This is a genomic window from Bengtsoniella intestinalis (assembly GCF_039719005.1).
Classification (GTDB): domain Bacteria; phylum Bacillota; class Clostridia; order Oscillospirales; family Oscillospiraceae; genus Oscillibacter; species Oscillibacter intestinalis.
Genome location: NZ_CP133584.1, coordinates 1,344,573 through 1,365,944 on the forward strand (window position 1 = coordinate 1,344,573; position 21,372 = coordinate 1,365,944).

Sequence of the window (21,372 nt, forward strand, 5' to 3'; positions counted from 1 at the left end):
TTTCTTTTCTCCTTTTAAATGGTGGATAGGACACGGGCGACCACAGGTCGCCCCTACGATGGGGACGGGTATAAAATAAGATGTTGCAGATGATATTCACGCCATAGCTATGGTTGGTCTTTTAAACTTTTGCAAACAAACAATGGCAACAAACAATACAATTGCAATGATATCAGTGATAAATGTAGGGTCAACAGCTAGAATGCCAACAACCAGTAGCCCCATGCGTTCCAACAGATTGCAACGCTTTAAGAGCATCCCTTGCAAGCCAGCAGACAGGGCGATGACACCAAGGCTGGCGGTGATAACGGCAAACACAGTGGTGCTCAAGGGGATGTCCACCCCTTGTCCCAAGAGCAAAATGGGATTATCCAAGAAGAAAAAGGGCAGGATAAACCCTGTGAGCCCCAACTTCATGGCAATCAGTGAAGTTTTGGTTTGATTGGATTTTGCAATGCCACTGGCCACGTACGAGCTCATGGCCACTGGTGGGGTGATATTGGACAAGCAGGCGTAAATCAGACAGAACATATGGGCCGCCATCAAACTGGCACCCACATCCACCAACACTGGCACAGCAACCGCCGCCACAATGACGTAAGCCGCCACACCAGGCACGCCCATGCCCAAAATAATGGACATCACCATCACCATCACCCCGCCTAGAAGCAGTTGACCTTCCCCCACGATGCTGAGGACAATGTAGCCAAAGTTCAAACCCAAACTGGTGAGAGACACAGTGCCAATGATAACCCCGATGACCACACAGCTCACACCCACACTCAGCACCCCACGGGCACCTTCCACAGTGGCTTTGACGATGGTTGCAGGGTACATTCTGGTTTCCTTGTTAAGCCAAGAGGCGATGACTGTTGCAAAAATCGCCACCACAGCGGCAAAGAGTGGCGTGTAGCCTTGGAACATCATGGCAATGAGCACCACCAGCGGAATCACCAAGTGCCCACGGCTTTTCATCACCTTCCACACGTTTGGAATGTTCTCTTTGGCAATGCCACTGAGCCCCAACTTTTTGGCCTCAAAATGGACGGCAAAAATCAGAGTTAAATAGTATAAAAAAGCTGGCACACAGGCGGCAAGCAACACCTCTGTGTAGCTAACCCCTAAAAATTCTGCCATGACAAAGCCCACAGCCCCCATGATGGGCGGTGCAAATTGTCCACCTGTAGAGGCCACTGCTTCCACAGCGGCAGCGAATTCTGATTTGTAGCCAGTTTCCTTCATCAAAGGGATGGTGATGGTGCCCGTGGTGGCAACATTGGCAATGGCAGAACCATTGATCATGCCCAAAAGAGCGCTGGCCAGCACCGCCACCTTGGCAGGGCCACCGGGACTTTGCCCCACAAGGGTCAAGGCCATGTCGTTGATAAATTGGCTAAAACCGCTGTATTTCAAGAACGCGCCAAAAACGATAAACAAGAAAATATAGGTGGCACTGACGCCGATGCCCACACCGAAAATCCCTTGACTACCCCAGAACATATGGCTGAGTACACGCTTGACGGTGAAGCCAGTGTGTCCCAAATCACCGGGGATGTAGGGGCCAAGGAAGTTGTAGGCAAGGAACACCAAGCCCAGCACCGCCATACTGCCACAGGCACGGCGTGCCCCTTCAAACACCACCACCATAGCAACAGCTGCCACGATGTAGTCGAACGTTTCCAAATAGCCACCACGCAAGGCGATGACACTGTAGTTGACAATCATATACCCGAAGGAAAACACCGTCAAGCCCATGAGCGCAAAGTCCCAAATGGGTGGAAGCTTCCGCTCCTTGCGCTCGCCTTTAAAGGTGGGATAAATGGCAAAGGTGAACACCAACAGGAATAAAATATGCCAAGCGCGCAAGGTCATGGCACCCATGACGCCGATGGTGTTGGCATAAAGCTGGAACAGTGCCCACACCAAAAACAGCACCGTCAGCACGGTACCACTAATGCCTTCGTAGGAACGGACACGCATCTCTGCTTCTTTTTCTTCCAGTAGTTTCTGGGCAATGGCTTCCACGTCATCGGTATCGGCGATGGGTTGTTTTTTCTTAAATGGGTTCATTCGGAGGACTCCTTCTCTTTTCTATGTGAATGACAAGCGGGAGCGCACTGCGCTCCCCTACAATGGGAGTGGCGATAAACAACGGCAGGGATAAAAAAACGGTTATTTCACCCCAAAAAGGACGAAATAACCGTGGTACCACCTTTATTTACACTGGAACACCAGTGCCTTAGCTCTATGGTATCGTATAGACAACGCAATGGTTTCCCATTGAGGCTCCAAAACCGAATTTCGCTCACCTTGTACTGAAAAACTCACACCAACCGTTTTTCTCTCTGAGATTGTAACCAAGGGTCACTACTACTATTTTTTCATTGCCATTGACGATATTCACTTCATTATCTCACTTTAAAGCATTGTAGCATAAAGTTTTTTGTTTGTCTATGGGGAAATAGAATTTTTTCATAAATTTTTATTATTATTTGTTGAAAACTTTCCGCTGGCGCTGGGGTGTGTCTTGCCAGACGGGGTTTTTTCCACTCCCGTGGGGGTTGCTGCCGCAGGGGCTTTCTTTTCCCCACCCTTGTAGGGGCGGCTATTAGCCGCCTGTGGAAATCAATTGCAATTTGCTTCACCCTGTGGGAGTTTTCTTTTGATAAACTTTTCCCACTGCCGTGGGGGGCGCTCGCCGCAGGGGCTTTCTTCGCCCTTCTCCCTTGTAGGGGCGGCTATTAGCCGCCCGTAGAAATCAATTGCAATTTGCTTCACCTTGTGGGATTTGTCTTTTGATAGACTTTTCTCCACTCCCGTGGGAGCTGCTGCCGCAGGGGCTTTCTTCGCCCTTCTCCCCTTGTAGGGGCGGCTATTAGCCGCCCGTGGAAATCGGTTGCAATTTGCTTCACCCTGTGGGAGTTTTCTTTTGATAAACTTTTTCCACTGCCGTGGGGGGCGCTCGCCGCGCGGGCGTTACTTTGCAAAGATGCAAAGTAACCAAAAATCTGGCACGTGGCGGCTGACCACTTGTGGTCAGCCGTCTCACGTGCTCCCATTGTATACGGATTGTAGGTATGAGTGGGTGCGGTGCTATCGGGGCGTCTGGGTCACACCCGTTCGGCTTATCGTGTGGAATGCGCGAACCAACGCTGATTGCTGCCGCACGTTTGTCGTACGATGACGTTGTAGCACGCATGGAAGGTGCCTTACAATGTGGACGTCGGTGGGTACGGTGGCGTTGGGGAGGCGCTGACCTGCGGTCAGCTTGGTATGGGTGCGGTGGTGTTCCCTGTAGGGGCGACCTCTGGTCGCCCGTGTTATCCAACACCACCGTACCACACCACACCCACACCTTAGGCACCCCCAAGAAACCGCACCATTCTCACCGCCACTCCCCAACAGGGCGAAGCCCGAAAGGATACTTCGCGTCAAATCAGGCCACTCGGTGCCGGTCAAGAGAGCGTGGTATCCCAGCGATGAACCCCCGTAAAATCCCTTTTTTTCACTCGACCGCAGTCGTCGTGAAAAAATCGTTTTTTGGTTCTTTTTTTCGACAAAAAAAGAATGCCCCACCGGCAGGTGACCCGTCCGGTAGGACGCCCCTGCGGCAGCAGACCACCCCGTAGGGGCAAAAAAAACAATTCAAAGTGAATCAGAAAACGGACGCCCAATGGGCGCCCCTACGATAGGGTGGGAGGGCAACCCCCTTTACACAAACCCTTTCAATATCTCCACACAATCAGCCACAATTTTATACTGGCTAATAGCGAAAATGGGAGCCTCTTCATCGGTGTTAATGGCGATAATCTGCTCCGCTCGGGAAATGCCAGCCTTATGCTGAATGGCACCGCTGACCCCAAGGCTGATGAGCAATTTGGGCGCCACGGTGCACCCTGTTTGTCCCACCTGCTGGGCATAAGGCGCGTAGCCCATGTCCACCAAAGGACGAGACACTGCCACCTGTGCGCCAATTTTTTCGGCAAATTCATATACTAGCTTCATGTTTTTCTTGCCACCGATGCCACGGCCTACTACCACCAGTTTTTCTGCCCCAGTGATGGCATTGGCTGTTTGACGCAAGGTCGTTTCTAGCACCGTAACCTTAGACACCCCAGCGGCCACAGTTGGCACAAACACCTCCACCGCGCCTACGCGCGCGGTATCTGGGGCACATTTTGCCATCACGCCAGGGCGCACCGTTGCCATTTGAGGGCGACAGTCTGGGCAGACGATGGTGGCCATTAAGTTTCCACCAAAAGCTGGTCTGGTTTGGCGCAACAGCCCTGTCTCACCATCCACTGCCAGCACGGTGCAATCGGCGGTCAACCCTGTTTTCACCAGCGCCGCCACCGATGGTGCCAAGGCACGACCAAACCCAGTGGCACCAAAGAGCAATATCTCAGGCTTATACTGCCCAATCATATCTCCCAAAATGGTGGCACAACGGTCTTGGTTGTACACAGTTAGCGCTGCCTCTTGGCACAACAGCACACGGTCTGCCCCATGGGCAATCAAGGTTTGGGCATAGTCTGCCCCTGTTTCCTCTAACACCACCGCCACGAGCTGGCACCTTTTCTCCTGAGCCAAAGTGGCACCAATGCCCAACAGTTCCAGCGACACAGGGGCTATTTCCCCTTGGTTGATTTGGGTGAACACCCACACATTTTGGTAGGCGGTTACATCATTGACGATTTGGCGATCTTGTGCAATAGAAATGGCCTCAAAGGGGCAATTTTGCACGCAAACACCGCAAAATACGCAGTTGTCATTGACCACAGCCACCTTGTCTGCCATGGACAGCGCCCCCGTGGCGCACCCCTCTGTACACAGACCGCACCCACGGCATCGCTGTGGGTCTATTCTCAATTCTGCCATGTTAACCCACCTCCTGCACAATGGTTTTTAGCTGGCCACAGAGACTGGCCACATCCCCTGTCAGCGCCACACATTGGGTGCTATGCTCTGGGATAAAGGTTTCCACCACTTGGGTGGGGGAGCCGTTAAGGCCAATACGGGTGCCATCTGCCCCCACAGCATCTGCGGTGAATACCGCCACCTCTTTGGCAAGGCTGGCTTTCAATGACGCAATGGATGGTAGCCGTGGTTGCTGAATTTCCTTCACCACAGTCAACAGCGCTGGGTAAGCCACACGCACCACTTGGGTTCCACCGTCAATGATACGGCGAACGGTGATGGCCGTGTCACTGGCTTCCACAATCTCCACCACATCAGTGACATAAGGAATGCCCAACACCTGCGCCAGCTCTGGGCCGATTTGCGCCGTGTCCCCATCCACCGCCATTTTACCGCAGAGAATCAAATCAAAGGCACCTATATTTTTTTGAATTTCCTTGACCCCAAGGCTCAAAGTATAGCTGGTAGCCAGCGTATCTGCCCCAGCAAAGCCACGGTCAGAGAGCAAAACAGCCTTGTCTGCCCCACGGCTCATGGCGTCTTTGAGCAGAACTTGGGTTTGTAAAATCCCCATGCTCAAGGCGGTGATGGTGCCGCCTCGTTGTTGTTTTAATTGAACGGCCTGCTCAAGGGCGGAACTGTCAAATGGGTTCATCACCGAGGCATTACCATCTCGGACAATGGTTTTGGTGACAGGGTGCATCCGCACTTCGTTGGACGAGGGCACCTGCTTCATGCAAACAATGGTATTCATGACTGCCCTCCTTGTGAAAATAGGTTTCCTTGGTTGAGTCGATTTTCTGGGTCAAGGGCAGATTTCAGCCTACGCATTTGGTCAATGCCCTTTGTGCCGTACATGATTTCTAGGAAGCTGGCTTTCATCTTCCCCACCCCATGCTCTGCCGACACCGCACCGCCCATGGCGGTGGTTTTCTCTGCCCAGAGTTTGAACAATGCCTTTCCTTTGTGAAATTCATCGGCATTTCTAGGCAAAATGTTTACGTGCAAATGGTTGTCGCCAATGTGCCCCCAGATGGCATATTCCAGCCCAGCGGCCTGCAATGTGGTTTGATACAAGGCAAACACAGCCTTGAGCTGACTGTCTGGCACCGACATATCCGAGCCTAATTTGGTGATGATGGGCTCTTGTTTCTTCCGCGCATCAATGATCATATTCACGCTCTCTGGCACCGCATGGCGGAAAAATTGCAACAGATGCAAGTCCCCTTCGTTGCGCGCCACCCATGTGTTGACGCTGTCACCACCTGCCAATTCCATGTCATCTCCAAGGGCAAACAAAGCGGTTTGGGCGGTGTCTGGGCTGTCACAGTGAAGCTCACAAAACACGCAGGCGTTATAGTGCTCTGGAATCTCTGGCAACTGCTTAAAGGCAGTGCCTGTCTGCTTTTGGGTGCGTAAAATGGCAAGAGCAAAGGGGTCAAAATATTCCACCGCCGCCAGATACTGCCGATTGTCTGGGTGCTCTCGCACTCGTTCCACAAAGTCCACTGCCTGTTCTTCATTTGCAAAAAAACAGCTCACACCCCAGATTTCACGGGGCAATGGGGTGGTGACAATGGTCACTTCTGTGATGACACCCAAGGTGCCATCCGCGCCGATGAACAGGTCGACGGCGTCCATATCATCGGCCATATAATATCCCGATGCGTTTTTGGTGTGGGGCATTTGATAGGTGGGCAGGTCAAGGGTGATGGTCTTTCCACTTTCGCACTGTAGCGTCAGCGTGCGCCCTTGCGCCATGGTTTCCCCACGGCGCAGTGTCACCACTTCCCCATCACTGAGCACCACACGCAATCCCAGCAAATGCCCACGGATGGACCCATAGCGAAAACTACGGGCGCCAGAGGCATTGCAACTGACCATACCGCCCACTGAGCAGGTAGACTCGGTGGGGTCTGGGGGATAAAACTGGGCTGGTGCGTCCAAAAAGCCATGGAATGCGGCAATAGCATCTTCATCCCAGCCTGTGGTGTCAAACTTTTTGGTGGCAATCATTTTGTTCAGCTCAATGAGGCTCAACCCTGGTTCCACGGTGAAGGCAAATCCATCATCCACCACTTCACAGCCCAGCACACGGCTGAGCTTGCTGAAGTTCATGACATGACCGCCAAAGGGAACGGCTCCAGCCGCCACCCCTGTCCGCGCCCCTTGGATGGTAACGCTTTGGCTATTTTGGGCGCACCAATGGACAATGTCCACCACTTGATTATGGCTGGTGGGAAAGGAGATGGTCTCTGCGACACCAACCGTGCGAGACTCATCTTTTAAAAACTCTTGGTATTCTGTAGAAACGGTATGTATACAGTCCATAACGCTCCCTCCTCGTGTTCAATATCTCCCTTACCTTACCATATTTCACAATCTCTCGCAATACTTTTTCAAGATAAATCCCAAAAGAACCTGCTAAAAAACCATCCCAAGCCAATGGCTTGGGATGGTTTACGGTTCAATGCAATTGTGCAAACACAGCGCCAATGGCGTCGTCTATCACCAAATCTGCATTCACCTGTAGCTTGCTTTTATTGATGACCACAAGCTTCTTGCCCCGATAATATTGAACAAAGGAGGCCGCAGGATACACCGCCAATGACGTACCGCCGATGATGAGCATATCGCACTGGGCAATGGCATTCACCGCCCCTTCAATGGTGGCTTCGTCCAAGCCTTCTTCATAGAGCACCACATCGGGCTTCACCGCGCCACCACAGCTACAGGTGGGCAAGCCGTCGCCTTGCATATGGGTCACAGTATAGGCTTTGCCACAGCGCAAGCAATGGTTGCGATGGACGGATCCATGGAGCTCGTAAACCTGTTTGCTACCAGCTTTTTGGTGGAGGCCGTCAATATTTTGGGTCACCACCGCCGTCAGCTTGCCAGCTTGCTCCAACTGGGCAAGATACCGATGGCAGGCATTGGGCTGGGCATCTAAATAAAGCATTTTTTCACGGTAAAAACGATAAAACTCTGCCGTATTTTTCTCATAAAAGGTATGGGATAAAATGGTTTCTGGAGGATAGGCATAGTGCTGGTTGTACAGCCCATCCACACTGCGAAAATCGGGGATACCGCTTTCTGTGGATACCCCTGCCCCACCGAAAAAGACAACTTTTTCAGAGGTGTCAATCATCTGTTGCAACCGTTCAATCATGGTGTTGCCCTCCTTTTTTCAATCTACGGATGTGCTGTTTTTAAATCACACGGCACTGGTCAACGGGGAAGAGATAATCGGCGCTGGTGCCCAATTTTTCATAGATAGGTTGGCTGGCCTTGGTGAGCAACGCACAGGTTGCATCATCCATCACATAATTGCCACCTTTTAAGTTCTCAGACAGTTGTTGCAGATTGCGGCACCCCACAATGGCGCTGGTGATGCCAGTTTGACGCAAGGCCCAAGAAAGCACCAATTCCATCACAGACACGTTTTTCTCCTTGGCCACAGCACCGAGCACAGACAGTAGCTCTGTCAGTTCCGCCTCTGCACCAGTGCCCTTGTGGTCGTGCATCCCTTGGCTACGGCACACATCATAATGGCGATAGCGTGCTTGGCGTGGAGGGATGTCTGCAAAGGATTTGTACTTGCCAGTGAGTACCCCTTGTTGCAAGGACACATAGGTCAGCACGCCCATGCCATGGTCTTGGCACAGGGGGATGATTTCGTGCTCAATGGCACGGGAGGCAATATTATAATGTAGCTCATTGACGCAGGCGATAAAGCCAAGTTCCTTCATCATGGTCATTTGCTTGACCCCAAAGTTACTGACCCCGATGGCCTTCACCTTGCCAGCATCCACCAACTGTTGATATCGTGTTAAGGTGCGCTCCATGATGGCGCGGTCATTGGTGGGCCAGTGAATCATCATCACATCCACAAAATCCGTGTCCAACCGCTTCAAAGACGCTTCAAAACGAGCAATGGTGTCATCGGCGTCAGGTGTGATGACTTGCTTGGTGATGATAACCGCTTCGTCGCGGCGATGTTTCAAGGCTTTCCCCAAAGACAGCTCACTGTCCCCGTCGTTATACACCTCGGCACAGTCAAATAGGTTCACTTGGTTGTCCAGCGCCATATTCACCACAGCGTCCACGTCTGCTTGGGATTGTTCCCCCCAATAGGCGCCACCGCCGAAAGACCAGCACCCAATGGCAATGGGGCTGACGGCAATACCAGAGTTACCTAACATTCTTTTTTCCATAGTCTGTTCTCCTTGTATGTTTGAAATCCACCCTTATTATACCAAATCATCATACCACTTGCAAGGCATTTCATTTTACACACATTTAGCCTTCCTACTCTTTCCATCTGCCTTAATCTATGATACACTAAAGCAAAACAGCCATAAGGAGAACATGATGAAATTTACCACCCAAGAGCGGAGTTGGATTTTATACGACTGGGCCAACTCCAGCTATGCCACCATTGTGCTGGCAGCCATTTTCCCCATTTATTTTGCCAGCGTCTGCTCTGCCAATGGGGCTGACGGTGATTTTTGGTGGAGTGCAGGCACCGCTGTGTCCACGGCCATTGCCGCCTGCGCCTCCCCTTTTATGGGTGCCATTGCCGATTATCGGGGTTTGAAGAAAAAGCTGATGGTGAGGTTTTTGCTTTTGGGCGTTGTGTCCACTGCCGCCTGTGCCGTCATGGACAGTTGGCAGGGTATGCTTCTGGGCTATGGACTTTCTTACATTGGCTTTAGCCTCTCGTGCATGATTTACGACAGCTTCCTCACCGACGTCACCACCCGTGAGCGGATGGACAGCGTGTCGGCATGGGGCTATAGCATGGGCTACATCGGAGGTAGCACCATCCCCTTCATCGGTTGTATTGTGCTGGTGAGCTTTGGGGAACCTTTCGGCATTGACGCTGTGTTGGCCTCCAAGCTATCTATGGTGGTCACCGCTGTGTGGTGGGCTGTGTTCTCCATCCCCTTTATGAAACATTGCCACCAAACCCACGGCAATGACGCAGTCCCTCGCCATCTAATTGCCACCTCTTACGCATCGGTAAAAGCTACCCTCGTAGAAATGGTGGCAAACCGTGGGCTGTTGCTGTTTATGCTCAGCTATTTTTTCTACATCGACGGGGTGAACACCATCATCCATATGTCCACCGCCTATGGCACCACCTTGGGTCTGGGCACCACTGACATGATTTTGGCGCTACTGGTGACCCAGCTGGTGGCGGTGCCCTGTGCCATTTTATTTGGCAAGCTATCGGGGCGATTGGGTGCCATCAACTTGCTATCCGTTGCCATCGCCGTGTATTTTGCCATCTGCATCACAGGGTTTGTCATGGGCTTTGGCATTGAAGAAGGATTTTTGACCATTGCCCAAGCAACCACCATGTTTTGGATCATGGCCTTTATGGTGGGCACGGTGCAAGGGGGCATCCAAGCCCTGTCTCGCTCCTATTTTGGCAAGCTAATCCCCCAGAACGCTCCAGCGAATACTTTGGGGTGTTCGATATTTTTGGCAAGTTTGCCGCCGTCATGGGGCCAGCACTATACGCCATCGTAAAAGGACTCACAGGGCGCAGTTCCTTCGCCATTCTAGCCATTATATTGCTGTTTTTCATCGGCTTCGTGCTGATGCAGGTGGGGAAACGAGAATTTAAAACGATGTGAACATAAAGCGCTGTCATGCAAATAAAAATACGCAAAAATCAACCGTCTTTTGTAGGGGCGGCTATTAGCCGCCCGTGGGGCAAATGCTGATTATACGCAAAACGTTGGGCGAATTCGTAAAATTTCACGAATTCGCCCGACATTTTTGTACACTTTAGTCAACTCTGCGCGGGCGGCTAATAGCCGCCCCTACATAGGTTCAGCATGGTATTGAACATCTGTGTTCAACACAACCCTTTCGTCTTTTAATCGTTCATCAAGCCTGTGCGATCCAAAATGTAGAACAGCAGGCTCAGCACCACGGCGGTGACAGCCGCCAAGGTCATACCAGAAATAGAGGTAGAGCCCATGGAAATAGACAGTCCAGACAGCCCTGCCACAAACACCACAGAGGTGAGAATCAGGTTGCGGTTCTTAGAATAATCCACCTTTTGATCCACCAGAATCCGCAGACCAGAGGTGCCAATCATGCCGTAGAGCAAGAAGGTGATGCCACCAATGACGTCACCGGGAATGGTGCCGATGAAGGCAGACAGAGGGCCAAAGAAGGCCATAATCAAAGAAATCACAGCGGCGCCAGCGATGACACGGACAGAGTACACCCCCGTGATGGCCATGACCCCAATGTTTTCGCCGTAGGTGGTGGTGGGCACAGAGCCCAACATCCCAGAAATGGCGGAGGACAGGTTGTCACCCAGCATAGAGCGGTGCAAACCAGGGTCTTTGAGTAGATCACGGCCCACGATTTTACCTGTGACAATTTGGTGACCAATGTGCTCAGCGGTGATGACCAACAGCACAGGCACCATAATGATGATGGCGTCAGCGTCAAACTTTGCCAAGCTGAAAGCAGGCATGGTGAACCATTGGACAGCGCCCATAGAGGTAAATCCAGCGCCCAAACCAATGGCTTCCATGGTGGCAAAATCCACCAAACCAAGGCACAGGGCAGACACATAGCCAGCCACCATGGCAACCAGCAAAGGGATGACAGACCAGAACCCACGGAACAGAACAGAACCAAAAATCGCCACACCCAAGGTGATGGCAAACACGGCAATGTGGGCACCGCCAGCTGACAAGTCAGCCCCTGTGGTGCCACCACCAATGGTGTTGCCTGCCAGTTCTAAGCCAATCAGCGCCACCACAGGCCCCATGGCGGCAGGTGGCAACACCACATCAATCCATGCGGTGCCGAATTTCCAGACGATGGCTGCCATGATACAGCCCAAAAGCCCCACCACCACAAAGCCACCTTGGGCATATTCAAAACCCAATTCTGCAATAACAATAGAGGCAGGTGCTAAAAAGGCGAAGCTAGAGCCAAGATAGGCAGGGGCTTTGCCCTTGGTCAACGCGATGAACAGCAGGGTGCCTGCGCCGTTCATAAATAAAACGATGCCAGAGTTGATGCCGAAGATGAGGGGCACCAGCACCGATGCGCCAAACATAGCGAATACGTGCTGAATGGCAAGGGGTACCAACTGGGTCATGGGGACAACTTCATCGATGCCGATAATGCGTTTTTCTTTCATACTTCTTCATTTCCTTTCAATTTTTCCATTTAAAAGTATACCATAAAATCAAGAAATCGTCTACAAATTTCAACAGTTTTCTTCGTCTTAAACAGCAAATGCAAATAAATCCAAAAAATCGATTACTTTATTGCCAATCGCTCTCTGTTTCCCGCCCCTTCATCCGCCCTTTTTTATACAATTTAACCAAAAAATTCAACCCGTTTTAGAAGATATTGACATTCTCGTTTTACAAGCGCATAATGGCACTGTATCCTACTACCGCAATAAAATTTCCGCTGAAAACCCCGTGAAACTGGAGGCACTTTATGTATATTCTCTTGCTCCTGCTGTGGATTGCCATCAACGGCAAATGCACGTTGGAAATTCTCATTTTCGGATTGATCATCACCACCATGATTTACATCTTCATGTGCAAATGCTTGGAATACAGCCCACACAGCGACACCATTGTCACCAAAAACATCCTCCATATGCTGATTTATTTGGGGGCACTGTTTGTCGAAGTGATTAAATCTGGTTTGGCGGTGCTGAAATTTGTGATGATGCCCACCATCCACTTTGAACCCCAAATCGCCGTGTTCCATGTGGACTTGAAAAACGAGTTTTTGCAGACTGTTTTGGCAAACTCCATCACCCTGACCCCTGGCACCATCACCTTAAACATCGACAACGGCACCTTTTACGTCCACGCCTTAGACTACACCTTGGCAGAAGGGTTGCAAGAGTCAATCTTCGTGAAACTCCTAACCAAAATCGAACATACCATGGAGGTACAAGCCCATGATTGATACCGTATATAATTGGCTGTTTATTGCCGCTTTGTGCGTACTGGGGCTCACCACCTTTGCCTACTTACTGCGCACCATCATCGGCCCCACTTTTTTCGACTCCATCTTAGGGGTCAACAATATTTCCACCTTGGTCATCAACATGATTTGTATCGTCGCTGTACTCCAAGGGGAGAGCTACATTGTGGACGTGGCACTGATTTACGCCATGCTAGGCTTTGTGACGGTGGTGATTGTGTGCAAGGCCTATCTCCGCTCCCACCGCATCCATCGCACTAATGAATTTGAACACATCAAACATCCCAAGCACATCACCCACGTAGAAGGAGGCACCCATGATTAGACTGATTATCTCCGCCATGTTGCTTTTTTGCGGTGTCAGCGTGTTTGTGATTTCTGCCATTGGCAACTTCCGCTGTGCCTTCATTTTAAACCGTATGCAAATCAGCGCCTTGGCTGACACCTTGGCTACCTCCTGCATTTTAGGGGGCTTAATTGTGGCCAGTGGGTTCACTGCCACTAGCTTAAAACTGGTGATTATGTTGCTGTTTTTATGGTTTGTCAACCCTGTGGCCTCCCACTTTTTAGCCAAGACGGAAGTGGGCGTCAACAAAGATATCGAACAAGAATGTGAAGTGGTGCATTATGACAATATTTGAATTAATTTTACTAGTATTCCTGCTGTTTTGCGCTGTTGCCGTGTGTATAACCAAGAATATGTTGGCAGCAGTGGTGATTTTCATGTCCTTTAGCACGGTGATGTCGGTGATTTGGCTGCTACTGAAATCCCCAGATTTGGCCATCACCGAGGCGGCTGTGGGGCAGGTGTCACCAGTGTGCTATTGTTCACCACCTTGGTGAACATCAACCGCATGAAAACGGAAGAAGAAGAGGACGACAATGAAGTATAAAATCCGCCAAAGTCTAAACCGTTTTGTAGAAGGCGACTTCACCCTCCAATACACCAAGCCTCAGGCCTCCCCACGGCGAGACCCGCGCCACGAAGAAGCCTCCACCGAAGTTCGTTTCATCCAATGGCATGACAAAAAAGCAATCGGGCTGTTCTCTGGCTTTTATAACGTAGCCAGCACCGCCATCTGCCTTGGGGTGATTTTCATTTTACTGGTCACCGTGTCCTTCCTCCCTGCCTTTGGAGACGCGGACGCCCCCATCAACAACGAAGTCAGCACCCGTTATATTGAGCAAGGTTTGGCAGAAACTGGGGCCACCAACATTGTCTCTGGCATGATTTTAGACTACCGTGCCTTTGATACCTTGGGCGAAAGCGCCGTGCTGTTTTTGGCCTCTGTCAGCGTGTTTATGTTGATGAAAAACACCGAATCTCACCCTGAGCACGGCACCGTCCACCACCGATACCGCAAAGTCCAACGTGACCCCATTGTGAAAAACATCGCCAAGTACATCATTCCCTTTTTACTGGTGTTTGGTATTTATATTGTATTGAACGGTCACCTCTCCCCTGGGGGTGGGTTTGCTGGTGGGTCTGTCATGGGCGCCAGTCTCATTCTCTATTCCTCGGCCTATGGCTACGAGTCTATCCGCAAAGTCATCACCCAAAAACGGGTGCGCCGTGTCACCTTCTGCTCCCTCAGTTTTTACGCCGTTGCCAAAAGCTACTCCTTTTACACGGGCGCCCACCACTTGGAAACAGGCATCCCCTTGGGCAACGCCGGAGACATCCTCTCCTCTGGGCTAATTTTGCCTTTAAACATCTGCGTGGGGCTGATTGTCACGTGCACCATGTATAGCTTTTATTCACTGTTTACGAAGGGAGACATCTGACATGGGTCCCAATTTTTTCACCAATTATTACCAAGTCTTTGGGGTGATTCTCTTTGGCATTGGGTTCACCGCATTGTTCTTGCACCGCAACCTCTTTAAAAAAGTCATTGGGCTGAACATCATGGACAGCGCTGTGTATTTGATACTGGCTTCTAGCGGTTACATCGACGGCAGAGCCGCCCCCATTGTGGTGGATGGCATCACCGATGCCTCTGCCTACATCAACCCCATTCCCTCTGGCTTGGTGCTCACGGGGATTGTGGTCTCCGTGTCGGTGACCGCTATTTCTTTGTCTCTCATTCAGCGGCTATACCGCGAATACCACACCTTGGATTTAGACGAAATTCTCATGCAATCCAGTAAGGAGCTTTAAATGGACGTTCTTATGGAGTTTTCCACAAACTTCCCGTTTTTCTGCATTTTAATCACCATTGCTGGCGGCGTTGTGTGTAGTGTTCTTCGTCCCACCGCCGCCTATCGGCTGAATTTAGCCATTGCCACCATCTGCTTTGTCATGAGTGGTCTCCTGCTCTACACCATGTATATCGAGCCACGGCAAATCACCTTTATGATGGGGCATTTCTCCGCGCCATGGGGCAATGAAATCCGCTTTGGCCCCTTTGAAGCCTTGATGGCGACGGTGTTTTCTCTGGTGGTCATCTTATCCTCTCTGGCAGAAAAACCCCAGATTTTCAACAAGATACACCAAAGCAAAACCAACCTGTTTTACTTGATGATGTGCTTGCTGTTGGCCAGCACCTATGCCTTGGTGTACACCAACGACTTGTTCACCGCCTATGTATTCATCGAAATCAACACCTTGTGCTCTTGCGGCTTTGTGGCGGCGAAAAACAGCCGTAAAGCCATTGCCGCCACCATTAAATACTTAATCATGAGTCTGCTGGGCTCTGGTCTGTTCCTCATTTCCATCTCTTTGCTGTACATTTTAACAGGCCACTTGCTGATGCCAAACGTCCAAGAATCGGTGGAAACCATGCTTTCCACCTCAGGCTACAGTCTGCCCCTGACCATCATCGTGGGGTTGATGGCTGTGTCCATGGCCATTAAAAGCGCCCTCTACCCCTTCCACAACTGGGTGCCTGTGGCCTACAACCGTGCCTTCAACCTCTCCAACGCCCTATCCTCTGGGCTGGTGCTCAAAGGTTACATTATTTTGCTAATCAAAATTTTCTACCGTGTATTGGGGCTAGAAATCGTAAAAGAACTGGAAATTCTCAACATTTTACTTCTCTTTGGCCTGCTGTCCATGGTGTTGGCCTCCATCGATGCCACCCGTGAAACCAACATCAAAAAAATGCTGGCCTGCTCGTCGGTTGCACAGGTGGGCTATGTGTACGTGGCCATCGGCATCGGCACCCCCTTATCCTTTGCCGCTGCTGCCTATCTCATCATTGGCCACAGCATGGCAAAATCCATGCTTTACACCGCCTGCGAAGGGCTGATGCAGTCCTCTGATAACACCAAATTCATCACCTTGATCAAAGGCAGCGCCCTGCGTAACCCCTTTGCAGGGTTGGCCTTCACCTTAGGGGGGCTGTCGATGATTGGCTTCCCCTTGTTGGCTGGCTTTTTCGGCAAATACCTATTGGTGTTAGCTGCCATCGAAGGAAGCCCCTTCCTGTGGGTGATTTTACTGGCGCTGATTGCCTCCACCGTCCTCAACGCCATGTACTTCCTGCGCTGTATTGTCATCATTTACACCAAAGGCCCAACCCCTGAAACCACCTACACCGCCCCCAAAAGCTTCAAGCTATCGATGACGCTGTTCATTGTGGCAAACTTGGCACTGGGACTGGGGTACAGTGTGGTTTACCAGCTGATTGAACAAGGGCTATTGTTGCTATAAAAGGAGAAAACCATGTTAATCCTGCCTATCTTCCTCCCCCTGCTTTGGGGCTTAGGGGCGGCGCTCCACTGGGTGAAACCCCGTGTGGTCACCATCACCGCCATTACTGCTGTGAGTGCGGTGGTCATGCCTTTTTTAACCCCATCCTCCCTGCCCATTGCCAGTTTCCCCTTTGATTTATCCTTGACATTGACGCTGGACGGACTTTCCATATTGTTCACCGTTTTAATTACCGTGGTGTGGCTCTTTGTGGCAGTGTATGCCACTGCTTACTTTAAGCACGATGACCAACAAGAACGGTTTTTCGCCTTTTACCTCATGGCACTAGGCAGTCTGATGGGTCTTTGCTATGCTGGCAATCTCATTACGTTTTACCTGTTTTTTGAACTGATGAGCCTGTCTCTTTTGCCCACTGTCGTCCATGACGGCACCCCAGAATGCCTTGCCGCTGGGCGCAAATACATTTACTACTCCATTGGCGGTGCCCTACTAGGGTTGCTGGCTATTTTCTACGTCTATTCTCTAGGCTTAGGAGGAACCTTCACCGCTGGCGGCATCGCTGGTCTGGGGGACGTCGTCTCCCAAGAGACCATGGGCTGGTTTTTACTGGTGTACGTCATTGGCTTTGGCTGTAAGGCAGGTCTGTTTCCTTTGCACGGCTGGCTCAAAACTGCCCACCCCTTGGCTCCTGCTCCTGCGTCAGCTGTCCTCTCTGGCATCACCACCAAGGCTGGTATTTTAGCCATGCTCCGTGGCGTGTATTACATTGTGGGCGCAGAGTTGATTGCTGGTAGTCTGGTGCAACACATCATTTTAGGGCTGTCATTGGTGACCATTTTGCTAGGGTCCACCTTGGCCTATAAAGAAAATGTTTTAAAAACACGGCTGGCCTATTCCACCGTCAGCCAAGTGTCCTATGTGATTTTCGGGATATTCCTGTTGAATCCCACCGCTTTAACGGGGGCGCTTCTCCATGTAATTGCCCACGCCATGGCGAAAAATGGCCTATTCTTATTTGCTGGCACCGTCATCCACGAAACAGGATGCAAAACCGTAGACGCTCTGGTTGGCTACGGTGCCACCATGAAAAAAACCTTCACCTTGTTTCTTGTTGCCAGCTTGTCGTTGGTGGGCGTGCCTGCCACCGCTGGCTTCGTCAGCAAATGGTACTTGGTGACGGGGGCGCTAGAATTGGGGACTTGGGGTCTCATTGGGGTGAGTGTCATCCTGATTTCCGCCCTTTTAACCGCTGGCTATCTACTGACCATTGCGGTGAAGGCCTTTTTCGTAGAGCCTGCCCAATTGCAAACCACGCCCATCCACGTGGAGCCCCGTTTAACCCCATGGTTTTTCGCCATAGCCACCATCACCATCGGCACAGTGCCACAACTGGTTTTACCATGGATTGAAGCGTTGGTCCATACCATGATATAGAAAGGCGTCACATGAACTGTTTACTTGGAATCCCCATGCTATTGTCTCTGGTGTTCGCCATTTCCATGGTGTTCATCGACTTTCAAAGTGACAAACGGATTGGACACTATGCCCTGCTGTGCACCAGCCTCATCTCCGTGGCTGTGTTTGCGGTTTTGGCTCTGTCCTACGGTAGCCACTGCCAAATTTTATCTCTGTCTACACCCTTGACCATTGCCTTTGAGGTGGATGGTCTGTCGGTGATTTTTGCCAGCATGGTCAGCGTACTCTGGCCCATTGCCACCTATTACGCTGGCACCTACATGACCCACGAAGGGAAATTTCGCCGCTTTTTCACCTATTATACCTTAACCTTTGGGGTGGTGCTAGGGCTGGCCTTTAGCGCCAACTTATTCACCGCCTACCTTTTTTACGAAGCGCTGTCACTGGTGACCCTGCCCTTGGTGATTCACAACGACGACCCCCAAGGCATTTTCGCTGGCAGGCGCTACATCCGCTATATGTTCTTCGGTGCCGCCACCGCCTTTATGGGTATGATGCTGTTTTTATCCCAAGTGGGTAGCTTTGACTTTCAGCTGGGCGGCATCATGACCCAACCACTCACCCCCATGCTATCCATCGCCTATGTGCTGATGTTTGTGGGGTTTGGGGTGAAGACAGGGCTCTTCCCCTTCCACCGATGGCTCATCACCGCTGGGGTGGCGCCCACCACCGTCACCGCCTTGCTCCACGCGGTTGCCGTGGTGAAATCGGGTGCTTTTGTGGTCATGCGCCTGAGCTATTATCTCTATGATTACACCGCCCTCCACGGCACCACCGCCCAAGCTATCGTATTGGTGTGGGTCAGTGTCAGCATCCTCTTTGGCTCCTTTATGGCGGCACGTTCTTCCCATCTCAAGCGTCGCTTGGCCTACTCTACCGTCAGCCAACTGTCCTATATTTTGCTGGGCATCACCACCATGAGCCTCTTTGGCCTGCAGGCGGCACTGCTCCATATGTTATTCCATGCGGCTATGAAAATCGTCCTCTTTTACGGCGCAGGCAACGCACTCTACACCAACCACGCTGTCTATGTGGACGATATCCGTGGCTATGGTCACGTGATGAAACCCACCTTCGTCTGCTTCACCATCTGTGGCTTGGCGCTGATGGGTCTGCCTCCATTGGCTGGATTTTTCTCCAAATATGCCTTGGCGCAAAGCGCCATTATGGTGGGCGGTCAACTGGGACTTCTGGGGGTTGTGGCCTTATTAATTTCCGCCTTTTTCACCGCCATCTACATCTTGCAAATCCTATTGCAAGCCTACTTGCCAGCCACTGGATTCACTCTGGATACCCACGCAAAACCTGCCCCCAAGTCTATGCAAATCACCGTCATTGTCCTCACCTGCATTATGGTGGCTTTGTCGGTATGTAGCGGCACGGTGAGCAACTGGATTGGAGGACTGTTATGCTGTTAATTTCTTTAATTCTCCTGCCCATGGTGCTCTCCATCGCCCTGCACGCCCTCAACCGCCCCAAGCTCCAACAATGCGCCACCATGTTACTGCTGGCACTGGCCTTGGTGGGTACCCTTGGCCTTGTTTGGCTAGGGGATGTTACCATCTCTCTTCCCATTTTCGGAGGCAACGGCATTGGCTTCACCGCTGGGTCTTTGGGTGGTGTATACGCTGTGGTGGCAACGGTTTTGTGGCTGGTCAGCGCCATTGTATCAGCTGACTATTTCCCACACAACAGCGCCAATTTACGCCGTTACTATGCCGCACTTCTGTTCACCTACGGGGCAACCTTAGGGGTGTTTTTGGCAACCGATTTATTCACCTTGTTTGCCTGCTTTGAGCTGATGTCTTTTGCCAGTTACCTGTGGGTCATCCATGGGCAAAACAACGCCACCACCGTGGCTGGGGAAAGCTATCTCACCTTCGCCGTGTGCGGTGGGCTCACCATGCTCTTTGGTCTGGGGATGCTGTACGTCCAATGCCCCGACTTGACCATCGCCACCCTATCCCAAAACTTCCCCACCCCCACCCCATGGGTGATTTTGGCGGCATTTTTGCTGTTCATCGGCTTTGCCATCAAGGCAGGGGTGTTCTTCCTCCACGACTGGTTGCCACTGGCTTACACCGCCGCCCCGTCCCCAGCCACAGCCCTGCTCACCGGGGTACTGTCTAAACTTGGGATTTACGGCATCATCATCGTGGCTGTGAAACTGGTGCCTGCCTCCACCGCCTTCACCTATTTCCTGTTGGTGCTGGCGCTGTGCAATATGCTAGGGGGCGCTGTGTTTGCCTTTTTGTCGGGTGACTTAAAGCAAACCCTGTCATTTTCCTCCATTTCCCAAATCGGCTTCATCCTCTGGGGCATCGCCATGACCAATCTTCTAGGACATCATGGTGCCATTGCCGTCTACGGCACCATATTTTACATGATCAGCCATAGTCTGGCGAAGATTCTCCTCTTCTCCATCACCGCCATTGTGGAGCAAACCTGCCACACCACCAATCTCAACGCCATCATGGGCTTTGGCACGGATAAACCATGGCTGAAAGTCACCTTTGCCATTGGTGGACTGTCTTTGGCAGGGGTGCCGCTGCTCTCAGGCTACGTCAGCAAAACCTTGCTCCACGAAGCCATGAGTGAATACATCGCCTTGAACGCCCCACCCCTTGCCTTTACATTGGCCGAATGGGGCTTTTTGGTGGCAGGTGGCTTCACCCTTGCCTACATGAGTAAGCTCTTTGTGTGCCTCTTTGTCAAAAATGGCTTACGCCAAACCCCATTGCTCATTGCCACCACAAAGCCTGTGAAAACCGCCCTCTGTGCCATTGCCGTCTTACTGGTGGTGCTAGGGGTCAGCGGCAATGTGCTCTTTGCCGCCATCGGTGACTACTGTTGTGACTTTTTCGCCGCAGAGCCACTGGGTGCCGTGTCTTACTTCTCGCTCACCAATCTGCTGGGCTCTGCCACCTCCATCACCATCGGTGTGCTGGTGTACGTGTTCGGCTCCTACCTCTTCCCTCAAAAAGATGGGGTTTTATACCGCGATTTGTTGCCCCATCTCAGTTTTCAAGACTTGGTTTACAAGCCCGTGTATCAACTATTGGTGTTTATCTCCGCCATTTTCTTGCGACTATTAGACATTTTGGTAGACGGCTTGTCCGTGGTGTTCCAATACCTTTGGTTCCATGAGGCTAAAATTCCACCCACCTTCTTCCACGGGGAAGGCCCCAAAAAATCCTCTCTGCGCACCCAGTTCCACCTGTCCTATTCTCTGGCCTACAGCCTGCTGATGTTTGGGTTAGGGTTCTTGTTCACCATTATTTACTTGCTGGTGGTTGGGTCTAGCTAAAAGGATCTGGGCATAGACTGTACCATCCTCATTT

General features: G+C 51.3%; 20 protein-coding genes and 1 pseudogene. 14 read left to right on the forward strand and 7 right to left on the reverse strand.

Annotated features, from left to right (window positions below):
- Window positions 1–96: 96 nt before the first annotated feature.
- Complete coding sequence (locus RFF05_RS06415) at window positions 97–2,070, reverse strand: TRAP transporter permease (protein WP_409969539.1); 1,974 nt, start codon at window positions 2,068–2,070, stop codon at window positions 97–99.
- Between the two features lie 1,146 nt (window positions 2,071–3,216).
- Here RFF05_RS06415 and RFF05_RS06420 point away from each other — a divergent pair.
- Window positions 3,217–3,360 carry a hypothetical protein gene (locus RFF05_RS06420; protein WP_409969540.1) on the forward strand — a complete coding sequence of 48 codons (144 nt, stop codon included), beginning with the start codon at window positions 3,217–3,219 and terminating at the stop codon, window positions 3,358–3,360.
- Between the two features lie 351 nt (window positions 3,361–3,711).
- Here the strand turns inward: RFF05_RS06420 and RFF05_RS06425 are convergent, their stop codons facing one another.
- The 5 genes from RFF05_RS06425 to RFF05_RS06445 all read right to left on the reverse strand — a co-directional run bounded on the left by RFF05_RS06425 (window position 3,712) and on the right by RFF05_RS06445 (window position 9,131).
- Window positions 3,712–4,878, reverse strand: coding sequence for an FAD-binding protein (locus tag RFF05_RS06425; protein ID WP_409969541.1), 1,167 nt, complete (start codon window positions 4,876–4,878; stop codon window positions 3,712–3,714).
- Window position 4,879: 1 nt separating this feature from the next.
- Window positions 4,880–5,671, reverse strand: a complete 792-nt coding sequence (locus RFF05_RS06430) for an electron transfer flavoprotein subunit beta/FixA family protein (protein ID WP_409969542.1) — start codon at window positions 5,669–5,671, stop codon at window positions 4,880–4,882.
- Window positions 5,668–7,248, reverse strand: coding sequence for an FAD-binding oxidoreductase (locus tag RFF05_RS06435; RefSeq protein WP_409969543.1), 1,581 nt, complete (start codon window positions 7,246–7,248; stop codon window positions 5,668–5,670). The genes RFF05_RS06430 and RFF05_RS06435 overlap by 4 nt, the downstream gene beginning before the upstream one ends.
- Window positions 7,249–7,384: 136 nt before the next feature.
- The gene (locus RFF05_RS06440) at window positions 7,385–8,086 is read right to left on the reverse strand and encodes an NAD-dependent protein deacylase (protein WP_409969544.1); all 702 of its coding nucleotides are present in this window, start codon (window positions 8,084–8,086) and stop codon (window positions 7,385–7,387) included.
- A 40-nt stretch (window positions 8,087–8,126) separates the two neighbouring features.
- Complete coding sequence (locus tag RFF05_RS06445) at window positions 8,127–9,131, reverse strand: aldo/keto reductase (RefSeq protein WP_409969545.1); 1,005 nt, start codon at window positions 9,129–9,131, stop codon at window positions 8,127–8,129.
- A gap of 154 nt (window positions 9,132–9,285) precedes the next feature.
- On the opposite strand from RFF05_RS06445, the gene RFF05_RS06450 reads away from it, so the two are divergent.
- Both RFF05_RS06450 and RFF05_RS06455 read left to right on the forward strand, forming a co-directional pair.
- The gene (locus RFF05_RS06450; protein ID WP_409969546.1) at window positions 9,286–10,452 is read left to right on the forward strand and encodes an MFS transporter; all 1,167 of its coding nucleotides are present in this window, start codon (window positions 9,286–9,288) and stop codon (window positions 10,450–10,452) included.
- Entirely contained in the window at window positions 10,425–10,559 is a 135-nt protein-coding gene (locus tag RFF05_RS06455) for a hypothetical protein (RefSeq protein WP_409969547.1), read from the forward strand. The genes RFF05_RS06450 and RFF05_RS06455 overlap by 28 nt, the downstream gene beginning before the upstream one ends.
- Window positions 10,560–10,804: 245 nt before the next feature.
- Here the strand turns inward: RFF05_RS06455 and uraA are convergent, their stop codons facing one another.
- Window positions 10,805–12,094, reverse strand: a complete 1,290-nt coding sequence (gene uraA / locus RFF05_RS06460; protein WP_409969548.1) for a uracil permease — start codon at window positions 12,092–12,094, stop codon at window positions 10,805–10,807.
- Between the two features lie 308 nt (window positions 12,095–12,402).
- Here uraA and RFF05_RS06465 point away from each other — a divergent pair, with 308 nt between their 5' ends.
- The 11 genes and pseudogenes from RFF05_RS06465 to RFF05_RS06515 all read left to right on the forward strand — a co-directional run bounded on the left by RFF05_RS06465 (window position 12,403) and on the right by RFF05_RS06515 (window position 21,338).
- On the forward strand, window positions 12,403–12,885 hold the full coding sequence (locus RFF05_RS06465) for a Na+/H+ antiporter subunit E (protein ID WP_409969549.1): 483 nt from the start codon (window positions 12,403–12,405) through the stop codon (window positions 12,883–12,885).
- The gene (locus RFF05_RS06470) at window positions 12,878–13,228 is read left to right on the forward strand and encodes a monovalent cation/H+ antiporter complex subunit F (RefSeq protein ID WP_409969550.1); all 351 of its coding nucleotides are present in this window, start codon (window positions 12,878–12,880) and stop codon (window positions 13,226–13,228) included. Before RFF05_RS06465 ends, RFF05_RS06470 begins: the two co-directional genes overlap by 8 nt.
- Window positions 13,221–13,544, forward strand: a complete 324-nt coding sequence (locus RFF05_RS06475; RefSeq protein ID WP_409969551.1) for a cation:proton antiporter — start codon at window positions 13,221–13,223, stop codon at window positions 13,542–13,544. Before RFF05_RS06470 ends, RFF05_RS06475 begins: the two co-directional genes overlap by 8 nt.
- A gap of 58 nt (window positions 13,545–13,602) precedes the next feature.
- Window positions 13,603–13,656, forward strand: a pseudogene (locus RFF05_RS06480) (hypothetical protein); the annotation flags it as partial.
- Complete coding sequence (locus RFF05_RS06485) at window positions 13,656–13,796, forward strand: pesticidal protein Cry2Aa (RefSeq protein WP_409970147.1); 141 nt, start codon at window positions 13,656–13,658, stop codon at window positions 13,794–13,796. The pseudogene RFF05_RS06480 and the gene RFF05_RS06485, both read left to right, overlap by 1 nt.
- A complete protein-coding gene (gene mbhE / locus RFF05_RS06490) occupies window positions 13,786–14,688 on the forward strand; it encodes a hydrogen gas-evolving membrane-bound hydrogenase subunit E (protein WP_409969552.1) in 903 nt (300 codons plus the stop codon). The genes RFF05_RS06485 and mbhE overlap by 11 nt, the downstream gene beginning before the upstream one ends.
- 1 nt (window position 14,689) lies before the next feature.
- The gene (locus RFF05_RS06495; protein WP_409969553.1) at window positions 14,690–15,061 is read left to right on the forward strand and encodes a sodium:proton antiporter; all 372 of its coding nucleotides are present in this window, start codon (window positions 14,690–14,692) and stop codon (window positions 15,059–15,061) included.
- Window positions 15,062–16,555: a complex I subunit 5 family protein gene (locus RFF05_RS06500; protein ID WP_409969554.1), complete on the forward strand. Its 1,494-nt coding sequence runs from the start codon at window positions 15,062–15,064 to the stop codon at window positions 16,553–16,555.
- A 12-nt stretch (window positions 16,556–16,567) separates the two neighbouring features.
- Window positions 16,568–17,989: a complex I subunit 5 family protein gene (locus RFF05_RS06505; protein ID WP_409969555.1), complete on the forward strand. Its 1,422-nt coding sequence runs from the start codon at window positions 16,568–16,570 to the stop codon at window positions 17,987–17,989.
- 11 nt (window positions 17,990–18,000) lie between these two features.
- Window positions 18,001–19,449: a complex I subunit 5 family protein gene (locus RFF05_RS06510; RefSeq protein WP_409969556.1), complete on the forward strand. Its 1,449-nt coding sequence runs from the start codon at window positions 18,001–18,003 to the stop codon at window positions 19,447–19,449.
- Window positions 19,440–21,338 carry a complex I subunit 5 family protein gene (locus RFF05_RS06515; protein WP_409969557.1) on the forward strand — a complete coding sequence of 633 codons (1,899 nt, stop codon included), beginning with the start codon at window positions 19,440–19,442 and terminating at the stop codon, window positions 21,336–21,338. Before RFF05_RS06510 ends, RFF05_RS06515 begins: the two co-directional genes overlap by 10 nt.
- Window positions 21,339–21,372: the final 34 nt, after the last annotated feature.

Coding starts and splice junctions, on each gene's coding strand:
- RFF05_RS06415 (WP_409969539.1), bottom strand. CDS start 2,070: ATGAACCCATTTAAGAAAAAACAACCCATCGCCGATACCGATGACGTG.
- RFF05_RS06425 (WP_409969541.1), bottom strand. CDS start 4,878: ATGGCAGAATTGAGAATAGACCCACAGCGATGCCGTGGGTGCGGTCTG.
- RFF05_RS06430 (WP_409969542.1), bottom strand. CDS start 5,671: ATGAATACCATTGTTTGCATGAAGCAGGTGCCCTCGTCCAACGAAGTG.
- RFF05_RS06435 (WP_409969543.1), bottom strand. CDS start 7,248: ATGGACTGTATACATACCGTTTCTACAGAATACCAAGAGTTTTTAAAA.
- RFF05_RS06440 (WP_409969544.1), bottom strand. CDS start 8,086: ATGATTGAACGGTTGCAACAGATGATTGACACCTCTGAAAAAGTTGTC.
- RFF05_RS06445 (WP_409969545.1), bottom strand. CDS start 9,131: ATGGAAAAAAGAATGTTAGGTAACTCTGGTATTGCCGTCAGCCCCATT.
- RFF05_RS06450 (WP_409969546.1), top strand. CDS start 9,286: ATGATGAAATTTACCACCCAAGAGCGGAGTTGGATTTTATACGACTGG.
- RFF05_RS06455 (WP_409969547.1), top strand. CDS start 10,425: ATGGGGCCAGCACTATACGCCATCGTAAAAGGACTCACAGGGCGCAGT.
- uraA (WP_409969548.1), bottom strand. CDS start 12,094: ATGAAAGAAAAACGCATTATCGGCATCGATGAAGTTGTCCCCATGACC.
- RFF05_RS06465 (WP_409969549.1), top strand. CDS start 12,403: ATGTATATTCTCTTGCTCCTGCTGTGGATTGCCATCAACGGCAAATGC.
- RFF05_RS06470 (WP_409969550.1), top strand. CDS start 12,878: ATGATTGATACCGTATATAATTGGCTGTTTATTGCCGCTTTGTGCGTA.
- RFF05_RS06475 (WP_409969551.1), top strand. CDS start 13,221: ATGATTAGACTGATTATCTCCGCCATGTTGCTTTTTTGCGGTGTCAGC.
- mbhE (WP_409969552.1), top strand. CDS start 13,786: ATGAAGTATAAAATCCGCCAAAGTCTAAACCGTTTTGTAGAAGGCGAC.
- RFF05_RS06495 (WP_409969553.1), top strand. CDS start 14,690: ATGGGTCCCAATTTTTTCACCAATTATTACCAAGTCTTTGGGGTGATT.
- RFF05_RS06500 (WP_409969554.1), top strand. CDS start 15,062: ATGGACGTTCTTATGGAGTTTTCCACAAACTTCCCGTTTTTCTGCATT.
- RFF05_RS06505 (WP_409969555.1), top strand. CDS start 16,568: ATGTTAATCCTGCCTATCTTCCTCCCCCTGCTTTGGGGCTTAGGGGCG.
- RFF05_RS06510 (WP_409969556.1), top strand. CDS start 18,001: ATGAACTGTTTACTTGGAATCCCCATGCTATTGTCTCTGGTGTTCGCC.
- RFF05_RS06515 (WP_409969557.1), top strand. CDS start 19,440: ATGCTGTTAATTTCTTTAATTCTCCTGCCCATGGTGCTCTCCATCGCC.